8 protein-coding genes are annotated in these 23,281 nt (G+C 35.8%); 6 read left to right on the forward strand and 2 right to left on the reverse strand.

Going from position 1 to position 23,281, the window contains the following annotated elements; all coding sequences use genetic code 11:
- Positions 1–237: 237 nt before the first annotated feature.
- Positions 238–1,599 carry a DNA repair protein RadA gene (radA, locus tag CL818_RS00005; RefSeq protein ID WP_272973207.1) on the reverse strand — a complete coding sequence of 454 codons (1,362 nt, stop codon included), beginning with the start codon at positions 1,597–1,599 and terminating at the stop codon, positions 238–240.
- A 40-nt stretch (positions 1,600–1,639) separates the two neighbouring features.
- Between radA and CL818_RS00010 the strand changes: the two genes are divergently transcribed.
- The 6 genes from CL818_RS00010 to CL818_RS00035 all read left to right on the forward strand — a co-directional run bounded on the left by CL818_RS00010 (position 1,640) and on the right by CL818_RS00035 (position 22,062).
- Entirely contained in the window at positions 1,640–3,646 is a 2,007-nt protein-coding gene (locus CL818_RS00010) for a tetratricopeptide repeat-containing sensor histidine kinase (protein ID WP_272973208.1), read from the forward strand.
- A complete protein-coding gene (locus CL818_RS00015) occupies positions 3,646–4,299 on the forward strand; it encodes a response regulator (protein WP_272973209.1) in 654 nt (217 codons plus the stop codon). Before CL818_RS00010 ends, CL818_RS00015 begins: the two co-directional genes overlap by 1 nt.
- Before the next feature lie 85 nt (positions 4,300–4,384).
- Positions 4,385–4,777 (forward strand): hypothetical protein, encoded by a 393-nt coding sequence (locus CL818_RS00020; RefSeq protein ID WP_272973210.1) that lies wholly within the window; start codon positions 4,385–4,387, stop codon positions 4,775–4,777.
- Between the two features lie 96 nt (positions 4,778–4,873).
- Entirely contained in the window at positions 4,874–11,593 is a 6,720-nt protein-coding gene (locus CL818_RS00025; RefSeq protein WP_272973211.1) for a choice-of-anchor D domain-containing protein, read from the forward strand.
- Positions 11,594–11,883: 290 nt separating this feature from the next.
- A complete protein-coding gene (locus CL818_RS00030) occupies positions 11,884–21,153 on the forward strand; it encodes an NIDO-like domain-containing protein (protein WP_272973212.1) in 9,270 nt (3,089 codons plus the stop codon).
- A 51-nt stretch (positions 21,154–21,204) separates the two neighbouring features.
- Positions 21,205–22,062: a hypothetical protein gene (locus tag CL818_RS00035; RefSeq protein WP_272973213.1), complete on the forward strand. Its 858-nt coding sequence runs from the start codon at positions 21,205–21,207 to the stop codon at positions 22,060–22,062.
- A 71-nt stretch (positions 22,063–22,133) separates the two neighbouring features.
- Here CL818_RS00035 and CL818_RS00040 read toward each other — a convergent pair whose 3' ends face one another.
- Positions 22,134–23,279, reverse strand: coding sequence for an alpha/beta hydrolase (locus CL818_RS00040; protein WP_272973214.1), 1,146 nt, complete (start codon positions 23,277–23,279; stop codon positions 22,134–22,136).
- Positions 23,280–23,281: the final 2 nt, after the last annotated feature.

The raw sequence follows: 23,281 nt of genomic DNA on the forward strand, positions 1-23,281 counted from the left end.
TGCTTGCAAGAAACAATTACTAAACATACACTTAAGATAATAAAAATCTGTTTATTCATAGCAGCTATAAATTAAACAGAAATTATGCCAAAAATAGGCATTAGGTAATAGGTGTAAGGTATTAGTAATTTAATCTATGAGTGGTGAGTTATGGGCTATTAGTGCCTTAATTGAGATAGCTGTGCTAAAAATTATATCAATTTCGATTTCAAATTCAATTTCAACTTCATTTTGGTGCTATCCAAAAAGATAATGCACAACATCTGTAATCTTCGCTGCTTTTACCACGTTGATGCCATAGGTTTCCTTCGGAAGTTTACAATAGCGTGAAATCATAATTGATGCAAAGCCTAGTTTTTCAGCTTCTAGTATTCGTTGCTCTATCTTTGGTACAGGTCTTATTTCTCCTGCTAAACCCACTTCTGCGGCAAAACAAATATCTTTAGGAACATGAATATCTTCATTGCTGGATAAAACAGCTGCAACCACAGCGAGATCAATTGCAGGATCATCTACAGAAATTCCACCGGTTACATTTAAAAAGACATCTTTTGCACCTAATTTAAATCCAGCTCTTTTTTCTAGAACAGCTAAAAGCATATTAAGTCGTTTGGCATTATATCCTGTAGCGCTTCGTTGTGGAGTACCGTAAACAGCAGAGCTTACTAGGGCTTGTATCTCTATCATTAATGGGCGCATACCCTCAAGAGTTGCTGCAATAGCAGTACCACTTAGGTCATCTTCATTTTTAGATAGTAATATTTCACTAGGATTGGCAACTTCTCTCAAACCAGAGCCTTGCATTTCATAAATACCAAGTTCATGAGTACTACCAAAACGGTTTTTTTGAGCTCTAAGAATTCTATAAATATGATTTCTGTCGCCTTCAAATTGCAAAACAGTATCTACCATATGCTCTAAGACTTTTGGTCCGGCAATGTTTCCGTCTTTGGTAATATGACCAATTAAAATAACTGGTGTAGCTGTTTCTTTAGCAAACTTTATAAGCTCTGTAGTACACTCTCTAATTTGAGAAATACTACCTGCGCTACTTTCTATATAATCTGAATGAAGTGTTTGTATAGAGTCTATAACCACAATATCTGGCTCAATAGCTTCTACTTGCTTAAAAATGTTTTGTGTCTTAGTTTCAGTTAAGATAAAGCAATTACTTTCTGAATTATCTATACGTTCTGCCCTCATTTTTATTTGTTGAGCACTTTCTTCTCCAGAAACATAAAGAGTTTTAAACGGAAGCTGTAACGCTATTTGAAGCATTAAGGTACTTTTACCTATACCAGGTTCACCACCAAGAAGTGTTAAGCTTCCTGGCACTAAGCCACCACCTAAAACACGATTTAGCTCATTGTTTTTAGTATTGTAGCGTTGTTCTTGAGTGTAAGAGATATCTGCAACCTTTTGTGGCTTAGCCACTCTTTTCTTAGGTGTAGCAGCAGTTTTCCAATCACTTTTTTCAGCTTTTTGGATGACCTCTTCGGCAATAGTATTCCACTCTTTACAAGCAGAACATTGGCCTTGCCATTTTGAATATTGTGTGCCACAGTTTTGGCAGAAAAAGGTAGTTTTAGTTTTGGCCATAATAGAAAGTCAGCTAAAAAAAAATATATTTACGAAACTAATGAAGAATTTTCTTTGGTACATACTTGTCTTGTTATCTTTTTTAAATAGTTCTGCACAGCAAGCTAATTTAAATGACAGCTTTGCTTTAAAATTATCAGAAACAAGAAATGTAGATGAGCATTTTGTAATGTCTGAAGAAAAATTTGGAGTGTTTCACTTAGATTCAATTAAGAAATACTCGAGAGTATATATAAACCTTGAGAGATATGATGAGGCCTTAGTTTATACCAATGTATTAAGTAATTTCTATATCTATAAAACGCTTCAGCATAAAGAAGCTTTTAAAACATTAAATAATTTTGAAAAGCACCTAGCCAACGTAACAATACCTTCTGAGATTGGTAAATATTACGTAGCATACTCAGAGGCGGCAGGATATTTAGAGCAACTTCAAAACGCTGTATTGTTATCTAAACAAGGTATTACATATTTGGAAAAAGTTAAAGATTCGTCACTTTATGAGTATGGATACTTGTACCTAAAATCTGCTGAAAATCTATCTAAGCTTAATAAAATATCTGAAAGCGCTGAGCATTTCGAGAAAGCATCTGCACTATTTATACACCAAAAGGATACTTTATTTTATTTATGGTCCCAAAATGGATTGGCTACTTTGTTTGGGAGAAATGGACTAAATGATCAGGCTAAAAAAGCAAGACAAGTCATTTACGAACAAGGACCTAAAATAGGCGAAGAGCAAGTGGTTGCCATGGCTCATTTACAAGCTGGTGTCGAGGCTGTTTTTTTAGATGATCACGAAGAGTTATACCATTACAGAGAGGCACTTAAATTTAAAAATGAAAAGTCAGACATTCAGGAAATTGTGAGTGTTCTCGTTTTAAGCTATGCTTCTGAGGCATATGCTAGAGCAAATAAAATAGATACGGCAAAAGTATATTTAAGTAGGCTAAATAAAATTATGGAAGGGAAATCCTTTAATTCCCAATTAAAAACCAATTACGATTTTGCCAAAGCTTATATAGCGCTTTCAGAAAATAGATTGCAAGATGCAGAACGTATAGGTTTAGAGCTGGTAAAACATATACAAAACAGTAAGGATGCTGGTCTTTCTCTTAAAATAAACAGTTTGTTGTCTATAATTTATGAACGTAAAGGGAACAATGCAAAAGCTTTAGAATACTATAAAGTATACTCTAAAGTAAACGACTCAATAAAAACAGCATCTACACGTAACCGATTTGCCTATGTACAAACACAGTTTGAAACAGCTAAGAAAGATTTAGAGATTGAAACCCAAAAGCAAAATATTGAGCTATTAGACTCAGAAAATAAAGTAAAATCTCAGTGGATAATTTTTGGAGGTTTAGGCCTCTTAGGTGCATTTTGTTTAGTGGTTATTATACGTTCAAGAAATTTTGCTAAAAAAGAAAAACAACAACAAGAGCAATATTCTCAAGAGTTAATCGAGGCTGGAGAAGCTGAGCGAACACGTGTAGCAAGAGAACTGCATGATAGTGTTGGGCAAAAATTAATGCTTCTTACAAGACAGACTAAAACGTTTGGAGATACGCCAATGCTTACTCTCGCAAATACAACTTTAGAAGAGTTAAGAAGTATTTCTAGAGGATTGCATCCATCAATTTTAAATCGTTTAGGACTTACATCTGCAATAACATCCTTGGTAAATGAAACCGATGCAAATACAGATATTTTTTTTACTAATGATATTGAAAATATAGATCATAAAATAAGTGAAGACCAAGCATTACATATATATAGGATTATACAAGAAGCCCTAGGGAATATAGTGAAGCATTCTAAATCGCCATCTGCATCGGTAAAGGTTTTCAATAAAGATAAAACCATAGTCGTGCTTATAAAAGATAATGGAATAGGATTTAGTACTGCCAATAAATTATTAACTTCGAATAGTTTAGGGATGAAAACCCTTTTTGAAAGAGCTAAGATTATAAAGGGCATCCTTACAATTAATAGCGAACCTCAAAAAGGAACAACCATCTCACTAACAATACCTGTAAAATAATGCCATTAAAACCTTCAGAAATATCAATTGTCATTGCAGATGATCATCCTATGTTACTAAAAGGTTTATATGATGAGTTAACTAAACATAACTACAACATTGTGTCTCAGGCATTACAAGGTATGCAAGCACTGGAAGCTGTATTGTCTGAACGTCCAGATGTAGCCTTGTTAGATATAGATATGCCTTTGCTTACTGGGTTCGATGTTGTAAAGATGGCAAAGGAGAAAGGTGTGTTAACTAAATTTATTGTGTTGTCATTTCATAAGGAAAGTGAATATGTAGCACAGGCAAAATCCTTACAGATTGAAGGTTATTTACTAAAAGAAGATTCGTTTTTTGAAATAGAACGATGTATTCAAACCGTTTTAAGTGGAAAAACGTGCTTTAGCAAGTCGTTTGATACAAAAGCCATAATTGATGCAGAAGACGAATTAGGAAAACTAAAGCTACTTACACCTTCTGAAACTCTAATATTAAAAAAAATAGCAAACCAAAATTCAACTAATGCTATTGCAGAGCAACTGTCTGTCTCTTCAAGAACTATAGAAAAGCATAGAAGTAATATTATAGAAAAGTTAGGGCTTAAGCAGATTAACACTAAACTATCTAATTGGGCAATGACAAATAAGGTTATAATCTTAGCATTATAGTTACGTGATTATACGTAATTTATTAGTGGTACTACGTATATACAGCTTTGTATACTAGTTATACCTTTCAAGTATAAAAAATACTATGAATTTACATACCGTAGCTGTTTACCACTCTTCAGAATTATACGCCTATTCTGTAACGCAATATCTTAATAATAAAGGTTATATAGCTACTGGTTTTTGCTTAAAATCTACAGATGTTATTGCTTTTACAAACTTACCTAACGTAGATATTGTATTGCTTGAAAGAAAACTATATCAAAACTCTCAAAAATATTTAAAGCAGTCTAAAGCTTCATTAAATATGATTATTATAGAAGATGGTTTTTTAAATAATGATTTGTCTATATTAAAGTTTGATCATATTAAGGGTTATGTGTTTCCTACAGATACTTTTGAGTCAATCTCTAAGTGTGTAAATAATGTTTTGGAGACTAACAGCTCTCAAATTAGTCAGCTACGTAGTAACACGTAGTTTATTCGTACTTATACGTATTGTAAGAGGTTAAGGTAGACTATACATTGCATAAAGTTTATGTATGTATTGTTATATCTCTGAAAACCTATTATTATGAAGCACACTTACTTAATGTTTAAATATTTACTTGTTGTATGTATTGTCTTTTTAAGTATACAACAATCTAATGCTCAAGATGCTACTGCTAATCCATCTTCTATAGAATTTGGAAACTTAGACGTAGGTCAACAATCTACCGAGGTTACATTTTTAACCAATAACACCTCAAACAATTGGACAATTATTGAGTTTGATATAACTGGTCCAGATGCTAATCAATTTGGTCAATCCAACAATCCAGGCGCTCCTTTTGGGCCGGAAGAAGAAGTTATTGTGGAGGCAAATTTTAATCCTACTACGCCTGGTAATAAAAATGCAACCCTCATAGTTACTTATGGAACAGATTTTAGTACACCTGTAGGAACTGTAGATATTCCTCTGAGCGGAAGTGCAGGCGATATTTTTGAGCCCATTGCAGAGGTGACAAATGTAAATTTTGGCACACACGATATTTTTGTGAATGTTACAGATGAGATAACACTATCTAATACAGGTAATGCAGATTTAGTGGTTTCTAGTTTAGATTTTACAACAGATGCAAATTTTATTGAAGACTTTAGCCTAGAACCTGGAATTACATTTCCTTTTACTTTAATTGAAGGAGAATCACGAAATTTTGAAGTTACTTTTAATGCTATAGCACGTGAGCAAACAAGTTCTCCTGATACAGCAGTTAGAGGAATAGATATTCAAATTGAAACTAACGACCCAAATAACCCAACCATCTTTTCAAATTTGCAAGCCGAAATCCTATTACCGCAAATAGAAGTACAAATGAGTCCTTTTGAATTTGATGGTCAAGAAGTTGGAGTACCAACAACCAGAACGGTAGATGTTAATAATACTGGTGACGGTACTTTAGTTTTGAGTAACCTATATTTTTCTGCAGGTTCACCTTCTACAGGAGCAAATGATGATTTTATAGTTACAGACCCATCAAGTTTACCGTTTAATATTCTTGGTAATAGTACGTATCCTGTTGAGGTTCAATTCACGCCTTCTGCTACAGGCGAGCGCTCTACGTTTTTTAGAATTGAAACGGTAAACAGTGATGCTTTATCTTTAATTTTTACAAGAGGCTTCGGTCAAGAAAGCGGTATTTCCATCACTCCAAACCCTATAGATTTTGCAGATGTTGATTTTGGTAGTTTTCGTGCAGAAAACTTTAGTATAGAAAACACAGGAACTGCAGATTTAGAGTTGTCTTCTGGAAGTATATCAGGAGCACACGCATCAGACTTTGAAATTACCACAAGCAATGAGCCTTTAACTATTGGTACTGGAAATACTGTGATTTTACAAGTTTTATTTACACCTTCTGGGGTAGGTAACAGGACGGCAACCTTAACTTACACAAGCAATGCACCAAGCAGTCCTCACGTGATTCCATTGCTTGGTAATGGTGCAGAAACATTTATCGAACTTTCAACAAACAGCATTGATTTTGGCGATACCAACGTGGGTGAACCAGCCACACAAAATTTGATCATTTCAAATACTGAAGAAGCTTCGGTTGATTTGGTTGTGTCAGAATTAAATCTTTCTGGAAATACAGACCAATTCAGCATTGGTTCGATTTCTTTACCAGTAAATATTGCACCAGGCGAAGATCTTACAGTCCCTATTCAATTCGACCCAACTGATTTAGGTGAGAAAACAGCGACACTTGATGTGGTTAGCGATGACGACAGTTCGCCAAATACAGTCTCACTTACAGGAAACGCCATTCAAGCATTGCTTACTGTTAATCGCGCTTTGATTAATTTTCAGGACACTCAAATCTTGACCAATACAAGAACTGAAATTGTAACCTTAGGCAATACGGGTAACACTTCATTAAACATAACAGGCATCACATTTTCAGGTGAAGATGCAGATGATTTTTCAGTTGCAGATGTGAGCTTTCCTATTATTATTTCTGAAGAAGGAAGCACGCCAATCCAAGTTGTTTTTGCACCACAAACACGTACGTTGAAAACCGCAACGATGACTATTGAAACATCAGCAGGAAATGCAGATGTCGGCTTGATGGGAGAAACTACGGGACCAAAATTGAGTACAGCTGGCACACTCGATTTTGGCACGCTGAATTTAACTGATACACGAACAGCTGTCACAAGCTTGACAAACTCTGGTGAGTCTGATTTAATAATTGATGGCATTAGCGTTAACGGTGCAAATGCTTCAGATTTTAACTTAGAAGGTCTCAGCTTTCCAATTACTTTGGCGCCTTCAGAATCGCAAGAGGTTAATGTAACAGTAAACCCTTCAGATTCAGGAGTTCGAGAAGCTATTTTGCAAGTATCTACAAATGATGCTGCTACGGTAAATCAGTCTGTAAATCTTTCAGCAAATATTACAAACAGAGCAACGATAAGTTTTGTAACTAACCCATTTACATTTCCACAAACAGACACAGGAGAGACCACATTCTCCCTTATACCGGTTACAAATACTGGCTCTAAACCAATGACACTTGTTGGAGCCTATACATTTGCTTCAGACAATTCCAGTATTTTTAGGGTGACCACTTATGAGGATGGCACAGATATATATCCTTTGGAAATTGCACCTGACGAGACAAAAGATATTCGATTTCAGTTTTCACCAGATGGTAACCAAGACTCATATGCTACAACGGCCGCAATCGTAACCGCTCAAGATGAAGGGCCAACGACGAACTTCGATTTTCTATGCGGTACTTGCATTCCATCAGGTTATGTCCATAAATTTTACACAACAGGAGGCGCAAACCGTGCCAAACTTAATTTTGATGAAGATATCGATGGAATGGATGAGACTACTATTATTTCATTTCCAGACACCAGTATTGGTCGAGTTAGTGAGCAAATTTTAACGGCCAGAAACACAGGAAACCTACCACTTGAAATTTTTGCTTTTGCAAATGATGGTGAGTTTACCTTAGAACGTGTTGGGATAGAAGAGGGCGAATCTTTTGCTGTCACACTGCAACCTAATGAAACTGCACAATTTAAAATAACCTTTGCACCAGAAGGAGAACTTGGTGACACCTCAGGAAATGTCATAATAATATCAGACATTTCGAATGGAGATAACGGATTTACAAATCACGTTATTCAAGTAAACGGGACACGTGTAGAACCTGAAGAGGTTGCTGTTGGCGGATTGGTCTTTAAATCTGATAGTAGAACCCTACAGCCTGATGGTGTTACTTGGTTAATGAGTGGCAACGTACACGCGGGAAAGTTAGAGTATGGCGGCGATGTATTGGTGAATACAACTGCAATGACAGTAACCAGCCTCGAGGAAATTGATGTATTTGTCAATGACATACCAGAGATTGGCGACTTTGGCGGCGACCGTGTTTTGTTACAATCTGGAATGATTGAACAAACTGTGGATAATGTTGACCCAGTATTAAATGTAGGCGTTGGCGCTGCAGCTGCTAGCGTATCTACCTTGTTTACTTTAGTAGGTATTCCTGTTGAAATTTCCCAATTCAAATTGATTGATGAGACTGTTGGTGGTGTTAGAAAGCAAGGGATTGAAATTGGTGGTGTCATAAGCCTTCCAGAAGAAATTTTTGGAGCCAATGCTAACATCACTATGGATCGTATTCGTATTGATGATGTAGATGGTGTGAACGTTATGGGAAGCGCTATGATTGCCCCAAACCTTAAAATCCTAAATACTTTTGACCTAAGAAATGCCTCCATCAATTTTGATACGTTTACAAATTCCTTTGGTGGTAGTGCAGAGGTGCGTTTAAATCTTTTAAATAAGGGTGTTACAATTGCGGCTTCAATACAAATTATAAACGGCGGTTTAGATTCTGTTAGTCTAGAAATTGAGGTCTCACCAGGCATTCCAATTGCAAACACAGGATTTTCACTTGCAGGCGGAAATGGATTTATTGAGGGATTACAAGTACCACCTTTATCGCTTGGTTTGGGCGTAGATATTGAGCCTACAGTCTCGCCTATAGATTTACGCTTGGACAATATGCAGGTAGCTTACACTTTAGGAACCTCATTAACGGCATCAGGAACTATACAATTATACAGACAAGATATTGGTGGTGGTAATGTAACCATTAAAGTAAACGGTGTTTCAGTTGGAGCATTTGTAAATTTATACGGCGTGTTTAAAGGAAACGCATCTATGTTGGTAGAGCATCGTAATGATGAGTTGTTCTTTAAGTCTACGGCGAACTTGTCGATTACAATTCCATCTGTAGAAGTCACTTTTGGCTGTGTTGCTTGTGAGGCTGTAAATGCTTTTCTGCCTTTAACTGTTGCTTCAGTAGAAGCTACTTTTAACAATACCACAATGAGAGGAAAATTAACAGTTGCACAAGTTTTAGAACTTGCAGTAGCATTACAACGTCGATCAAACGGAACATATCGCACCAATTTTGAAGCCAACTTAGGAATATTTAACCTATCGTTTTTTAATGGTCAGTCGCCATCAAGTTTCAACAATCAATTCTATTTTGAAAATGATGAGGAGCTTCAGCTAATTTCTGATGGAAAAGAAGGCGAAAGTCTTGTTATTCCAGCATCGTCACAAAGCAGTTTTGCGCCAATGGATATACCATTCACATTAAATGAAAGTGCGCGAAATATTATTGTGAGAGTACAAGGAACATCAGGAACACCAGATTATATCTTGATTTTACCTGATGGAACAGAAGTAACACCAACCAATGCCGAAAGTTTAGGCTATTTAGCAACAACCTATGAAGAAGATAATAAAGCCTTCTATATTTTACAGAATACACCTGTTGGAGAATATAAGATTAGAATCGACAATGGTGATACTTATGAGATTGACATCTATGGTGCAGAGTTTGCACCTGAGTTAACAGTGACTTCAGTAACCCAAGATGCGCCTAATGATGAAGTTATGTTTACTTGGGAAGATGAAGACTTTGATAGTGATGCTAACGTGTCCTTCTATTATGATACAGACGACAAGGATGCCAACGGTAACCTTATTGTTGAAGGCATTTCAGAAAATGACACTACTGATAGTTTTACATTTGATACCAGCGACCTAAAAAACGGAACCTATTTCATATATGGAACAATTAACGATGATATTGAAGATTCAGAAACGAGTAGAGCACCAGCAATGTCCTACGGTACAGAAAGTTTTACAATAAATCGCGAAACAGATGTTGATGCAACAACCTTATTTGGAGAATTGAACAACAATATCTTTGAGTTATCGTGGAGCCCAATTGAAGATGCAGAGTTTTATAATGTGTATATCACAGAAGATAATGAAACAGTTACTCTATTTTCAGACAATGAGAATGTAGGTAACACATCATCATTCGATTTTACTGAGATTGAAGCAGGTCGCCAGTATAATTTTGCGGTGACGGCTGTAAAAGAAGGCGATGATGAGATTTTTGTTGAAAGTCCGTTGTCTAATGTAGTCACGTTTAACTTCATTTCTCAAGATGAGAATAATTTACCGCGAATTATAACAGAATCTTTACCAGATTATACAGATGCCTGTTCAGAGTATTCTGAAACCATTACGTCTAGTGATGTCGATTCAGAAGATATATTAACACTTAGTTTAGCCATTGCGCCAGAAGGAATGACGCTTAGCGAAAACACTATTTCTTGGCGACCAACAGTAGAACAATTAGGACAAAATCAAGTGGTGTTTGAAGTAAATGATGGTAATGGAGGCATTGTGCAGAAGCAACTTATAATTGCTGTTTTAGAAGTAGATGATGAAGAGCCAACACCAAGTCTTGAAACATTAGAGGATATTGTTGCAGAGTGTAGTGTAAATTTAACAGCGCCAACGGCAACAGACAGCTGTTCTGGAACTATTACGGCAACTACAGAAGACGCTATGGAATATACAGAGCAAGGAGATTATATTGTAACTTGGACATATACAGATGAAGTTGGCAATACTGTTGAACAGACGCAAAATGTAATGATATTAGACACTTTAGAACCAGAAGTGTTAACTCAAAATATTTCTGTTGTGTTAGATGAAATGGGTTCTGTAAACATTACAGCTACTCAAATAGATGCAGGCTCTTCAGATAACTGTTCATTGCAAGATTTAACGCTTGATGTTACAAGCTTTAGTTGTGATAATCTAGGAGAAAATACAGTAATGTTAACAGCAACAGATGCTGTAGGCAATATATCATCAGGTATGGCAGTGGTAACTGTTGAAGATTTTACTGCACCAGTCTTTAATCAAGATACGCTACCTGAAGATACTACAAGAGGTGCAGACTTAAATAATGAATATAATCTTGAAGATTTTACTGCTGGTATAACATTTGAAGAAAACTGTATTGCTACAATTTCTCAATCTCCAGAAATAGGAACAACGTTTACGCCAGGTACTTATGATATTACATTAACTGTAATTGATATGGGCGGAAATGAAGACCTTTATACATTTGAGTTAACTGTTGAAGATCACGTATTAGGTATAGCTGAAGTTAATTCTACTAATTTTAGTTTATATCCAAACCCTACAAAAACTTACTTAATGGTAACTAACCCAGATAATGTACAGATTCAAAATATTCAAGTATTTGATCTTTCTGGGAAACAGGTAAAAACGCTATCTGTAAATAGTTTTAATTCAGAAATACGGATTGAAACATCAAACCTAGCTAAAGGTATGTACTTATTAAAAATTAACTCAAACACAGGACAAGTAGTAAATACACTTCTTAAAGAATAGATGTTTCTCAAACTTAATTATGCCTCTATATTCGGAAAAATATAGAGGTATTTTTATGTTAAATAAAGACTAAAATAGATAGGTTAATCTACATATACAATTAACTAATAGTTAACATTTGAACAGTTATATTAATTTTTATTAGAATTAAATTGGCTTGTAAGTAGGTGTTTAGGGTGAATGTAAATTTCATCCCTAATTTTAAGAGTTTGTCACAAAACTTAAAAAAATGTTAATTAGGTTTAAGTTTTATCCCTAATTTCGAGCTGCTTATCGTAACTCGACATCTTATGAATAAAATTACTTTATGGTGCTCAGCACTTTTTATTATTATTGGTTCATTTACTGCAACTTCTCAAACAGAAGGCACAGATTTTCCATCGGGACCAACAACAGATTCAAACTTTACTTTTAATTTAGTAGCAGGAGCAAATACTTTTTCAGGTTCTTTAGATACACCTACAGATAGCCAAGATAACTGGCAAATTGTTATAGGAACAGGACAAACCATTACAAGTATCACATACACTATTCAAAATAATTTTGGAATTAGTAATGGTTTTTTTGCATTTGGTCCTAATCAAGAAGCGTTTGTCACATATCCTCCAAGCTTTAGTGGGAGCATAAGCTCCTCACCTTTTTTTACGTCTCCTGGTACATATGCAGCTGCTGTGGTTGCAAACATAGCCGAAAGTGCGAGTTGGAGTGTGACCATAAATGTTACACAAGCTCCTGTAGCTGGACCGCCAACGGTAACTTCAAACATTATTGGAGTAGGTTTTTCTGAAAACGGACCGGCAATAGCATTAAACAATCAAGTGTCTATAAGTGATTCTTCTAATATCACACAAATGGTTATTACAGAGCGTTCAGGTGCTGCTGGATCAGATGAAAACGATATATTAACCTTGAGTAATTCAAACGGTTATTCTATTTCTAGTTCTGCAGATAAATCACAATGGACAATAACTGGAAATGGTAATGCAGCTCAGGCAACTGCTGCATTACGCTCTGTGATGTATCAAAACACAGGACAAAATCCTACTATTTTTGGCACTAATAATGGTCGAGGCTATAACCTTAGTGTTACTAATGCCTTGGGTTTAACAACTAATATAGATTCTTCAGAATATTATTCACTTGGTTTCGCCTTAATTATAAATGATGCTCCAACCTCTGTAATTAATAATACGCTAACCGCAAATAATTTAGACTCTACAGTAATTAACTCTACTCATCTTTTGGGTCTAGATCCAGATGATCGAGAAACAGGACTTGTATTTACAGTAAGTAATGTTCCTTCTAATGGAAATTTGAGGCTTAATGGTACTATATTGAGTATAAATGGAACATTTACGCAATCAGACATTAATAACAATCGTCTAACTTATGAAAATACAAATGGATCCGCTAGTACAGATAGCTTTGTATTTAATCTTTCCGATGGTGGAGAAGATGGTGCTGCAGCAATATCTGGTCGTACTTTTTCAATAACAATCGAATCTGGTGATACTACTGCGCCTCGTATAGATAGTATCGTAAGAGTAGATCCTATAAATCGGGAAACTAATGAGGATAGAATCTCTTTTGATATAACATTTAATGAACCTGTCTCAAATATTAGTCTAAATGATTTTGAACTTATTGGATCTTCATCTCTCATTTCTGATTTTTCACAACAAGCAACTATGCGTTATAGATTAGCTTATGAAAATGGAAATCTTTCAAATGTAAATGGAATAGTTTCATTAGGGTTAAGCTCTGGTTATAGCATTACAGATTTAGCAGGAAACTCTTTAGTAAACACAACGCCAATTGGAGTAAACGAAGATTATCTGATGGATAATTTAGGTCCAGTTGTTACTAGTGTGACGGTACCTGTAAGTGCAACATATACAACAGGTCAAAACTTAGATTTCATAATTAACTTTAATGAAAACGCAATAGTAAACACATTTGGAGGTACTCCGCAATTGTCTATTGTAATAGGAACAGTTACCAAGCAAGCTGCTTATGTTAGTGGTAGTGGAAGTAATGGGTTGCTTTTTAGGTATACTGTGTTAGATGGTGATTTAGATACAGATGGTGTTGAGGTAGGTACATTAATGATAAATGGAGGAAGTATAGCAGATACTCTTGGTAACAATGCAAATCTTACACTCTCAAATATTGGTAATACAAATGGAGTGCTTGTAGGTAACCCATGTACGAATCCAGATACACCAGCAATTTCTGCATCTTCAGAGAATGTTTGTCCTGGAGAATCTGTTGTTTTAACAATAACTGGGAATTTAAATGATGCAGCACAATGGGCTATTTACTCAGGTTCTTGTGGTGGTACCTTAGTAGGAACGACGACAACAACTACATTTGAAGTTACTCCCAATAGTAACACACAATATTTAGTTAGAGGTGAAGGTGGTTGTGCAATATCAGCAGGATGTGGTTCTGTTACTGTTATGGCAGAAGATACTGAAGCACCAACAGTTATTTGTCCAGAAGATTTTGTTGTTAGCAATGACCCTGGAAACTATGGTGCAATAGTTACATATCCGTCTGCTATTACAGCTGACAACTGCAGTAGTGAACTTTTTGTATCGTATTCACAGGAATCTGGAACTTTTTTTCCTGTGGGGTCAACACAAGTTACAGTAACAGTTAATGAGGGTAATAGTCCAGAAGCAACAAATACGCAAATATTAACACTTGGAAATGGCAATGATGGTGAAGCAATAGCGTTTAATCCAACCAACGGAGAATTGTATCATGCATCAGGAATTTCTGATGGAAACCAATATTTTGAACCAATCAATTTAAATACTCTTACAGTTGGAGCTAATATTGCTCCAGGCAATACATATCCGGCAGGAATAGAACAAGAAGTAGTTGGTATGGTATATTATCCGCCTCTTAATGGTTTTGTTGCTATGGATAGAGATGAGAATATAGCTTTAATTAATACTGACAATGGAACGTTCTCTTTATTATCAACTTTAGATAGAGATTATATTAGAGGTTACGCTGTAAACGGGAATAGTGTTTTTGGAGTAGATCCATTTTCTTCTGCATTGGTAGAGTTTGACCCAACTACAGGTGTAACCTTATCAACAGTTCCAGTAGTTATAGATGGTGTTGAAATCACTTCTGGATCAAATGGTTTGTCTACTAGCCCTATAACAGGTATTACCTATATCGTATATAAATTAAGTGGAGGACTGCGTGGCTTAGCCTCAATAGATCTCTCAACTGGTATCGGAGAGAGTATTGGTAGTACAGGAACAAAAATCGCAGGAATTTCTTTTAGTGCAGATGGAATATTATATGGTGTTTCTGGTGATGGTGCGAATCCTGCAGAAACATTATATAGGTTTGATTCAATTAGTTCAAATTCTGCTACTTGTACATTCAATGTAATAGTTAATGACACTGAAGCGCCAACTATTACCTGTCCAGATGATATAATAGTTAATTCTGATCCTGGAAGTTGTGAAGCTATTGTAAATTATAACTTTCCTACTACAACAGATAACTGTAGCGTTAATTCGACTTCAGATAATATTACGTTCTCATTTACTGGAACACCAGAGTCTTTTGTTGTGCCTGCTGGTGTAACAGAAATTTTCATTCAATCTTGGGGAGCTCAAGGTCAGGCTATAACTGTAGATGACTATCAAAATTCAGTTGGCGGTTTAGGAGGCTATTCAGAAGGCATATTATCTGTAACGCCTGGTGAAACCTTAGAAATTTACGTAGGTGGAACAGGTACTAATGGTGTTGGTGGATTTAATGGTGGTGGTACTGGAGGTGCTGCTCTTGCAGGTGACGGTGGTTCTAATGGATTTGGAGGCAGTGGTGGTGGATCTTCTGATGTGCGTCAAGGCGGAAGTGACTTGATAAATCGCGTAATTGTAGCTGGTGGCGGTGGCGGTGGCGGTCGCTCATACGTTAATGGTACTTGTGTACCATGTGGTGTTGGAGGAGACGGCGGCGATGGTGGCGGTATAACAGGAGTAAATGGAGAAGACCCTGCAGACCCTAATTATAATTCTTATTTTAATCCAGGATCTGGTGGTTCTGGAGCAACTGCAACTGCTGGTGGCTCTGGTGGTATGGGAACACAAGGCACTAACGGTAATCCAGGAGCTTTTGGTTTAGGAGGAAATGGTTTGCCTGCTAATTATGGTGTTGCAAGTGGCGGTGGCGGCGGTGGCTATTATGGTGGCGGCAGTGGTGCTATACCAACCAATGGTTCTGGTGCTGCAGCTGGAGGTGGTGCAGGAGGTTCGTCTTACCTTGGAACATTAACTAATAGTGTTACGACACCAGGTATTAGATCTGGGAATGGTGAGATTATTTTAAGTTATGAAGGTTGTGTAGAAATCTCCCAAACTGAAGGATTACCTAGCGGAAGTGCTTTCCCTGTTGGTATTACTACAAATACATTTATAGCTACAGACGCTTCTGGAAACACAAGTACTTGTAGCTTTACGATAACGGTTGAAGATTCTGAAGGTCCTATTGCAGATGTTTTAATATTAGACGATGTAATTGGTGAATGTCAGGTAAATAGTATAGGAGCGCCTACAGCTACAGATGCTTGTGAAGGTCAAGTTGTTGGAATTACTGATGCCATATTCCCAATTACAGAGAATACAACCATAACTTGGACATATCAAGATTCCTCTGGTAATATGTTAACCCAAACTCAAAATGTGTTTATTACAGATACTACACCACCAGTTGCAAATATGATGACGTTGGAAGACATAAATGAACAGTGTCAAGTAGATAGCCTAGTAGCACCAACAGCAACAGATAATTGTTCTGGCCAAATTAATGGAACTTCAAATACTGCTTTTCCAATCTCAGAGAGTACAACTATTACTTGGACCTATGAGGATGAAGCTGGAAACATATCTACACAAACTCAAGAAATAATTATAGAAGATACGGAAGCACCAACAGTAGCTTGTCCAGAAAATATTGTTGTAAGCAATGATCCTGGACTGTGTGGTGCTGTAGTGAATTTTGATATACCGGAGTTTTCAGATAATTGTGTAATTGATAACGATGTTCAAGTGACTTTAAACTTTACAGGTTCTTCAACTTTTGGTTCACCGTATACAGAGTCAGGTATGGTAATTACCGCTTTTGCTAGTGAGCATATAGATGCACCTTGGCCTGTTGGTTGTGGTGATGGGCAGGGAATGCTTATTCATTCTAATACAGGAAATACTTGGGAGTATAATGGAGGAGAAACTTTCACTCCATCTTCTTTTATAGCCTGCCAAACAGGTATGAGGTTTACAGCATTACCATCTATGGCTACATTTATACCAGAAGAAACGGGGCTTAATGTATTTCCTTCAAATGAAGACTGGAGAAATATAACAGGCCTTATTTGGGAAAATACATCAACAAATGATGTCTCTTTAGATAACTTTATACTTAATGAATCAGGAATACAACAAACCGCAGGATTGCCATCTGGAAGTGAGTTTCCAATAGGTACAACTACAATAACCTATGAAGTTACGGACAATTCTGGCAATCAAGCTACATGTTCTTTTGATGTCACTGTTAACGATACAGAAGCACCGGTTGTAGAGTGTCAAGATGTAACTGTAGAGTTAGATAATAATGGCGTAGCGACTATCACACAAGATGATGTTATCGCAAATTTAATTTCAAGTTCAGTCAGTTACAGTATTGATCAGTCAGGAACCTTCGCTCCAATTGATATTTCTGCAAACTCTACACAAGTTGTTTTAAGTGATGACTCAGTTTCTGGAGCCATTCCTCTTGGGTTTGACTTTAGCTTCTTTAATAATGATTACTCAGAATATTATATATCATCGAACGGCTTTTTAAAGTTTGGTAGCGGTCTGGATGACGGTTGCTGTGGCGGTCAATTATTGCCAAATACGTCAACACCAAATAATTTGATAGCCTTCGCTTGGGATGATTTATTTCCGCAAGGAAGTGGTAGTATAACATATGCCACAACAGGTGTTGCGCCTAATAGAATAGCAGTGTTGCAATTTACAGATATTCCATTTTGCTGTAATTCAACTCCACAAGTTACTACTCAGGTAAAACTTTTTGAAAGTACGAATGTTATAGAAATTCATAGCACTTCAGTAACAGGAAGCCCAATGACACAAGGCATAGAAAATATAGATGGTACTATTGGTTTAACTGTTGCCGGAAGAAATAGCGCAAACTGGAACACTCAAAACGACTTTGTAGCCTTTGTACCTGAAGGAGATCAAAGTGTTGCCGATAATTGTGGCTTAGTATATGATATAGCACTTAGTCAAGACACTTTTACTTGTGATGATATTGGAGAAAATACAGTAACAATAACTGTAACTGATGAAGCTGGAAATGTTGGGACGTGCGATGCTGTTGTAACTATTGAAGACAACTCTGTGCCAGTAGCCACTGCAATGGATATTACTGTTCAGTTGGATGAGAATGGTACGGTAACTATTACAGGAGATGATATTAATAACGGGTCAACAGATAATTGTATAGAATCTATTACTGTAACTCCAAACTCCTTTAATTGTTCAAATACTGAAACTCCAGTAGAAGTTACAATGACAGTTACAGATATAGGAGGAAATATAGCAACAGATACTGCTATGGTAACTATTGAGGACACTATTTTACCAATAGCTAACGCCATGAATGCAACAGTTCAGTTAGATGAAAATGGAGTGGCTACAATTACAGTACAAGATATTAATGATGGTTCTTCAGATATATGTGGCATAGAAACATTATCTGTTTCTCCAAGTACATTTGATTGTAGTAATTTAGACACACCTGTTGAGGTTACATTAATGGTAACAGATAATAATGGTAATTCATCAACAGATACTGCAATGGTCACCGTTCAAGACAATCTTGCGCCGGCAGCCGATTTATTAGTGCTTGAAGATGTTATGGCTCAATGTCAAGTAGACAATATTTCAGCTCCAACTGCTACAGATAATTGCGTTGGATCTGTAATAGGAACTACCGTCACAATTTTCCCAATAACAGAACAAGGAACAACTATTGTAACTTGGACCTATGAGGATGAATCTGGAAATACGAGTACTCAAACTCAAAATGTGATAATTGAGGATATAACTTCTCCAACTCCAGATGTGATGACGCTTTCCGATGTCGAGGCAGAATGCCAAGTTGATACATTAGTAGCACCAACAGCAACAGATAACTGTGTTGGCGATGTTACAGTTACCAATGATGCTAATTTACCAATATCCACTCAAGGAACAACAGTAATTACTTGGACGTATGAAGATGAAAATGGAAACACAAGTACTCAAACTCAAAATGTGGTAATTGAGGATGTTACATCTCCTATGCCAGATGTTATTGCACTTTCTGATATCGAAGCAGAATGCCAAGTTGATGCATTAGTAGCACCAACTGCAACAGACAATTGTTCTGGTGATGTAATAGTATCAAATGACGCAGATTTACCTATAACCACTCAAGGAACAACAGTAATTACTTGGACGTATGAAGATGTGAATGGAAATTCAAGTTCTCAAACTCAAAATGTGGTAATTGAAGATGTTACATCTCCAATACCAGATATGATGACACTTTCTGATGTCGAGGCAGAGTGCCAAGTTGATGCATTAGTAGCACCAACTGCAACAGATAATTGTGCTGGTGATGTAATAGTATCAAATGATGCAGATTTACCTATTACGGCTCAAGGAACAACAGTGATTACTTGGACATATGAAGATGTAAATGGAAACATAAGTACTCAAACTCAAAATGTAGTTATTGAGGATGTTTCAGGTCCGGTTGCTGATGCAGGAACACTTGAGGATATCACTGCAGAATGTATAGTAGAGAGTATTACAATTCCATCTGCAACCGATAATTGTACAGGACCAGTACAAGGAACAACAGATACAGTCTTTCCAATAGAGGTTCAAGGGACAACAGAAATAACTTGGACTTATGAAGACGATAATGGTAATATTACTACACAAACTCAAAATGTGATTATCGAGGATGTTACAGCACCAGTTCCTATTGTAGCTGTACTTCCAGATATTAGTGAAGATTGTGCAGTGCTATCTCTGCCAATTCCTAAAGCTTTAGATAATTGTTCTGGTTCAATTTCTGGAGTAACAACTACCGTGTTACCTATAACTACTCCAGGAACTACAGTTGTGGTTTGGAGCTATACAGATGATGTTGGAAATGTATCAACCCAAACTCAAAATGTAACGGTAAATAATTCACCATTAGATCAAGTAGTGTTTAATGATGAAACCTTTATTTATGATGGAGATATACAAGATATTGAAGTCCTGAACTTGCCAAATGGAGCTAGTGTTGTTTACAGTACTACACCAAGTACAGGAATTCCGAACGGTGCAATAAACGCAGGTATATATACAGTTTCTGCAGTAATCACGCCTCCTGGTACTTCTCCAAATTGTGATGAGATAACACTTACAGCAACACTAACAATTGATAGGTCTACTCAGGAAATTGTATTTAACCCTATACCTGTAAAAGAAATAGGTGTAGACCCAGATTTTCAGTTAATGGCAGAAGCAAGTTCAGGACTACCAATTACATATACATATACCTATACAGGAACAAATCAGCCTGCAGATGTTAGTGCAGAAGGCTTTGTAACGTTATTGGCAACTGGACAGGTAACTATTACAGCAAACCAAGAAGGCGATAGCAATTACCTGCCTGCAACACCAGTGTCTCAAGAGTTAATTATAGAAAGTAGTAACGCAAATATTAATACTATTACAATTGATGGGCAAGTTTATAACGACCCAGACAATTTAGTAAACTATATTATTGATTGTGGATCCACAGTAAATAGTGTTCAAGTAGTGATTGATGCAGAACCTAGTGCAATAGTAACTCCTGCAACTGTGTTTGAGATTGAAACTCCTGTGCCTGGTATTTACTTGCAGGATGTTGTAGTAACTTCTCAAAATGGTTCGATGGTTAGAACGTATACTATTAGAGTTGAAAAACAATTCTTATTTAATGATATCGCTGAACAGAAGTTTGATAATGTACTCCTTGTAAATAACAACCCTAATACAAATGGAGGTTATAGTTTTGTGGCTTATGAATGGTATAAAGATAATGTGCTTGTAGGTACAGAACAATACTATTCTGCAGGTGCAACAACATCAGACTTGTTAGATCCTAATGCTACTTACTTTGTTAAAATGACTACTGTGAGTGGAGATGTTTTACAAACCTGTGCTATTAATATAGAATTACAACACAGCTATTCAATCTCAGTAACACCAAACCCGACAACTCAACTTAATAGAACATTAAATGTTAGTGCAGATATTCCGGCAACAGAGTTGGATAATATGATTTATACTGTATTTAATATGTCTGGTAAAGTTTTAAAACAAGGTAGGTATGATGCAATTAGCCATACAGTAAGATTACCAGAAACTATACAGTCTGGTATTTACATGATCAACTTTAGCTCGCCTAATGTAAACAAGGTCATAAAACTAATTGTAGAATAACTAGATCATACCCATATAAACGACAAGATGAATATTAAAAAATATAACAAAATGAACCATTTAATTTCCAATAAAATGAGAGGTATTTTAGTTTTGGTAATAAGTCTTAACTTTTGCTATTCGGCTTATAGCCAAGAAATTAAAGGAGAAATAATAGGTTCGGTAAGTGGCGTTTTTTCAACGTTAGATTACAGTCTTAATGGTGCAAGCCTAAGAAACGGAAAAGGTGGGCAAGTAGGTGTTCACTATGGCTATCATTTATCTGAAAATTATAGCTTGCAATTAGGATTAGAGTTCCAATCTGTTTCTTCATCTTCAAGGTATGAAGTTATAAGAGGTTCATATAATGTAACAGATAGTGAAGGTGAAGATTTTGAATTTAGGTATAGAGGTACAAATTTTCAAGAGCAACAAAAAGCTCAATTTGTTTCAATTCCTTTAGTTGTTCAATATGAAACTTCTGGAGTCTCTAGGTTTTATATTGCTGTTGGTGGTAAGGTGGCATTGCCAATTGATACTTATTACGAAACAGATATAAAAACATTAAATACAAGTGGTTTTTATAGGCAATACAATGTTGAACTTTTTGATCCAGAGTTTGCCGGATTTGGAACTTATAGAAATATTAATGTAAATGACCAAGATTTAGAATTAAAAACAGCTTTTAGTGCAACTTTAGAACTTGGTATAAAACAAATGCTTTCATCTAATAATTCAATATATATAGGGTTGTTTTTTGATTATGGTATAAATAACCTTTACGACGGTGAAGAGTTTGAAGATCTGGTTAATTACAGTAATGATATTCCATCTGAGTTTACTTATAATACTGTTTTAGGTACAAGTAATGCTAGTGAGGTTAAATTAAACGCTTATGGTGTGAAACTAAAGTACAGTTTAGGAATATAGCAGTAAGCAAAAATTCAATAAAAAGAGCCCGCTAATTATTAGCGGGCTCTTTTTTTATAAGTAGTTATAATTTAATAGCCAAAATCAGCTTTAATAGCATCAGATTTTTCCAACATTAAGTCTTTAGTTAAATTTCCTACCTCTTGCAAAAGAAAAGCACTTTGGTATGTTCTCATGGCTTTTTTAGGTTCTCCGGTTTCCTCGTAAAATCTACCTAGGTAATAATTTCCAAGCATTGTATCTGGATGCTCTTTTCTTGCAAGTTTTCCTAGTTCTTCATAATCATTCCATTTTTCTAATTTTTCAATAGCAGCAGATATAGCTTGAAAATCATTAATTCTAATAGTGTTGTCTAAACCAAATAGTTCTTCAATAACATTATATTTTTCAATTAGGTAACCGTAAAGTGAACCCTCAATATTTAAAAGTTCTTCTTTGTACTGCTTATTGCTAATTGGTCTGTAAATAGAAAATATATCTTCAATAGCTTTGGGAATAGCTCTTCCAACAAGAGAATAGTGAGTTGCACCTTCAAAATCATCAAAATAGTAGTTTACAGCTGCATTGTCAACCAAAGACAATTGTTTGTCTGTGTAAATTACATCTTCTCTAATCGATTTTATATCATCTGTTCCAGTAGCCATATAAAACCAAGTTTTTTGTTTAATAGTAGACAGTTTTTCTGTTAAACGTTCTGCCATCATAGGTGCAAAATCTGGGCTTAAATTTATATAACCTTGAAATAAAGCTGGATCTTTAAATAGGTAGTAGTTTATGAAATTAGAGGTATAATCGTGACCAACGGCAATTACAAACTTTGCTGTCCTGTAATTTGTGTCTAAGTAAGGAAGCAGCTCCAGCCCAATAAATTCAAAGAAATTAGCGCCGGAATTTGATGGAAAATAATTTGTGTCATCAAAATAACCATCATCTATCCTTGTGTTTAATTGATTTATTCCTACAACTATGGCCTCTGGCATATCTTCCCAGTAGCTATAAAAGTCTACATTTCCAGCAACAGGCTCAAAAAGATAATCACCATCTAAAACTATAAATATAGGATACCTCTTTTCTGAATTGCTCTCATAATTCCTAGGCAATTGAATTTTTATTTCGCGATCCTCTCCAAGTTTTTCTGAATAAATAGTTTCATATTTTACTTGAGAAATAGCTGAAAATGAAAATAATAAAGTGAAGAGTAGAGAATAATATTTCATGG

The organism is Croceibacter sp., from assembly GCF_002716225.1.
Taxonomy (GTDB): Bacteria; Bacteroidota; Bacteroidia; order Flavobacteriales; family Flavobacteriaceae; genus Croceibacter; species Croceibacter atlanticus.

Coding starts and splice junctions, on each gene's coding strand:
- CL818_RS00030 (WP_272973212.1), top strand. CDS start 11,884: ATGAATAAAATTACTTTATGGTGCTCAGCACTTTTTATTATTATTGGT.
- CL818_RS00020 (WP_272973210.1), top strand. CDS start 4,385: ATGAATTTACATACCGTAGCTGTTTACCACTCTTCAGAATTATACGCC.
- CL818_RS00025 (WP_272973211.1), top strand. CDS start 4,874: ATGAAGCACACTTACTTAATGTTTAAATATTTACTTGTTGTATGTATT.
- CL818_RS00040 (WP_272973214.1), bottom strand. CDS start 23,279: ATGAAATATTATTCTCTACTCTTCACTTTATTATTTTCATTTTCAGCT.
- CL818_RS00035 (WP_272973213.1), top strand. CDS start 21,205: ATGAACCATTTAATTTCCAATAAAATGAGAGGTATTTTAGTTTTGGTA.
- CL818_RS00015 (WP_272973209.1), top strand. CDS start 3,646: ATGCCATTAAAACCTTCAGAAATATCAATTGTCATTGCAGATGATCAT.
- CL818_RS00010 (WP_272973208.1), top strand. CDS start 1,640: ATGAAGAATTTTCTTTGGTACATACTTGTCTTGTTATCTTTTTTAAAT.
- radA (WP_272973207.1), bottom strand. CDS start 1,599: ATGGCCAAAACTAAAACTACCTTTTTCTGCCAAAACTGTGGCACACAA.